Consider the following 2459-nt stretch of genomic DNA (forward strand, 5'->3'; position numbering starts at 1 on the left):
GCGTTCCGCGGCAAGGTGAAAAATGTTCGACACATAGTCGAATCCAGCGCCTGGGAACCACTCCGCCCATTCCTTTCCGCGCGCCATGTCGACCGGTTGGGCAAACGGTGGATCGAAGTGAAAGCCGAGATCCCGCACCGCGGCGTCCCAATAGGCGCCCGGTTCGCTCGCCGACCAATCCTGGAGGCCCTGATATCCGTCGACACCATGCTTGCGGGCAAATGCAAGCAATCGGCTGCGTTGCAGATAGTCTTCGGTCGGAATCCACGTGATCTCGGTTTCAGCAGACATCAGTTCCCGTTCGTTTCGCGGCTTGGCTCGATTCGATTCGCCGCATTCTTGCGCTCTGGCCGCGCGCGGTCAAGGTCGGTACGCAGCGGATAGACTCTGACCAATGGCTGGTTTAGCACCAAGTGGACTGTTATGTCATTTCTCAATCGATTTCGAAAACAACGGACGACGCCGACCGAGCCCGAACCGGTTCAGGTCCCAACACCCGCGTCACGCGCCAAAGGGTTCGTCCCCCCACCTCCGCGACAGGCCCCGGAGCGCAGCCCTGATCCAGGAGTCGAACGCCTGCGACAACGGATCGCTGCGCTCGAGCACGAGATCGAGATGGTGGAGCGTTCCGGCGATCCCGACAGCCCGTACCAGCAACGCCTCGGCATTCTGGCAACCGCGTTGGAATCGATCGAGCAGGAAATCGCCGAGGCGACACCGCTCCAGTCGCGCGATGTTCCGGCGCTCGAGCCGTCTCCGATCACGAATATCGCGGTGGAACTGGAGCCTGTTCCACGGGTGTCGTTCCAGATCGGTGACCAGGTCTTTCGCTATTCGGAAGAAATCGACTGGGCTGAGCGCGGAACTCAGATCGTGCATGGAGACCTCATGGGTGACGGCGTCGACGTGCGCCCGCTCGTGCCCGTTGAATTTTCCAGCGATCTTCGCGACGAGCTGGCGGACCATCTGGATCAGTCTTTGTTTGCCTTCGCCACCGACCTGCGCGATCGAAGCATCGACGGGCGCGCGCTCCCCATGAACGTGACCCTGGCCGATCTGGCGGTCCCCTCTCCTGACTGCGGAGACTGGCAACTTTGGGGTGGCATTTCGCTCCGTTGCCTGGAACACGACGCGCGGTTGCGGGAGCTCAACGCCGAACGCGCGCGGCTCCTGACCGAGCGGAGCTCCGATATCGAAGAACGCCAACGACAAGTCGAGGAGCTTCCGATCCAACGGCGACGCCTCAATCAGGCGATCGCGGACCTACAGCAACGCGAAGCTGGCCGCTAGAGATCGTCTGGCAGCCTGGCAAGCCCTGCCGGTTGCATGCGGTCGTCCGCGATCAGCTGGCGAACGCGCGCGCGGTTGCGCTCCGACCAATTGCTCTTTGGTCGCCTCGGAGTGAAGCGCAACGCGCGGAGCTGCTCGTCGACGCGAATACCCTTGTTGTCCACCCATCCGTGGCAGAACCCGACATCGATCAACTCTTCCAACGTGACCGAGAAGTGCGGCGAGGACTTCTTGTGAAAGGCAACCCAATGCTCTGTCTCGGTGGAACCATGATCCCTGAACCATGCGTCGAGCTCATCGGCTGATGCGATGACCGGAATGGATTCAGGCGAAGGATTGGCCATCATGGTGAGATCCGCACGTAGGAGGCTCGCATTACGGCAAGGAACTTCTCCAGGAGATCGAGCCCATCGTCGGCCTGAAACGCAACAGTGCGCGCTCCAGCCCGAGCAACGCCATGAATGCGTTCGGCAGCGTCCGCGCGGGTTTGATGATCGAACTCCAACTCGACTGGCGAACCCGGGGGCAGCACAGCAGGAAGCACCTGGCCAATGAGCGACATCGCTTCGTGCGCTCTTTCCTCGATGAGCGCCTGCGCAGCCCGGGGGTGCATGTTGATCGCTCCGGTTTGCGAAATGCCTTCCTTGATGACCGCTTTCGCCACCGGCTGCTTCAGGAATGCCTCGGTTTGATCGCACGCGGTTTGGTCGCCGGTCACCAGCAGAACCGGCACTCCGAAAGCGCCCGCACAATAGGCAATCAGTCCAAACTCGCCAGTCGATTCCCCAGCAATGCGCAGATCGTTGAGATTCGTGCTCCAGGTGTGTGACAGGGCGGACGAGACGGTGCCGGCTTTGGAGTGAAACCCGGTGAAGAAGACTCCCGCACAGTCGGCATCCATCCCCTGAAGGAAGTTGAGGGGCCCGGCGCCACCGGCAACCAGCAGACATCGCTCGTCGAGCTCGTCGATGAGGATGTTCAGGTTGGCATTGTGATAGTCGTTGACCGTCACCTTGGCCGCTCCGGCGGCAAAGGCGCCCCGGGCGGCCGCGCTCACCTCAGCAGTCATGCGGCGCCGGCAGCGGTCGTACTCGGACTCTTTGTAGGGAGAGCCACTGGAGGTTTCCGGGGGAGTGACTTGCATCCAGGAAACGACACCGGCCGTTCCC

Annotated in this window: 4 protein-coding genes; 1 reads left to right on the forward strand and 3 read right to left on the reverse strand. The window is 61.8% G+C overall.

Features of this window, described 5'->3' with window-relative positions; genetic code table 11:
* The coding region (locus R2855_20025) for an acetyl-coenzyme A synthetase N-terminal domain-containing protein (GenBank protein MEZ4533294.1) at positions 1-291 on the reverse strand (291 nt) is incomplete at its 3' end.
* A 324-nt stretch (positions 292-615) separates the two neighbouring features.
* Here R2855_20025 and R2855_20030 point away from each other — a divergent pair.
* Positions 616-1290 (forward strand): hypothetical protein, encoded by a 675-nt coding sequence (locus R2855_20030; GenBank protein ID MEZ4533295.1) that lies wholly within the window; start codon positions 616-618, stop codon positions 1288-1290.
* Here the strand turns inward: R2855_20030 and R2855_20035 are convergent.
* Positions 1287-1637, reverse strand: a complete 351-nt coding sequence (locus tag R2855_20035; GenBank protein MEZ4533296.1) for a hypothetical protein — start codon at positions 1635-1637, stop codon at positions 1287-1289. The genes R2855_20030 and R2855_20035 overlap by 4 nt on opposite strands.
* Positions 1634-2459 (reverse strand): M55 family metallopeptidase (locus R2855_20040; protein MEZ4533297.1); only part of this gene is annotated, 826 nt, incomplete at its 5' end. The genes R2855_20040 and R2855_20035, both read right to left, overlap by 4 nt.

It is taken from the genome of Thermomicrobiales bacterium (assembly GCA_041390825.1).
In the GTDB taxonomy this organism is placed as follows: Bacteria; Chloroflexota; Chloroflexia; order Thermomicrobiales; family UBA6265; genus JAMLHN01.

Excerpts from the sequence above, each read along its gene's own strand:
- R2855_20035 (MEZ4533296.1), bottom strand. The coding sequence starts at position 1,637 with ATGATGGCCAATCCTTCGCCTGAATCCATTCCGGTCATCGCATCAGCC.
- R2855_20030 (MEZ4533295.1), top strand. The coding sequence starts at position 616 with ATGGTGGAGCGTTCCGGCGATCCCGACAGCCCGTACCAGCAACGCCTC.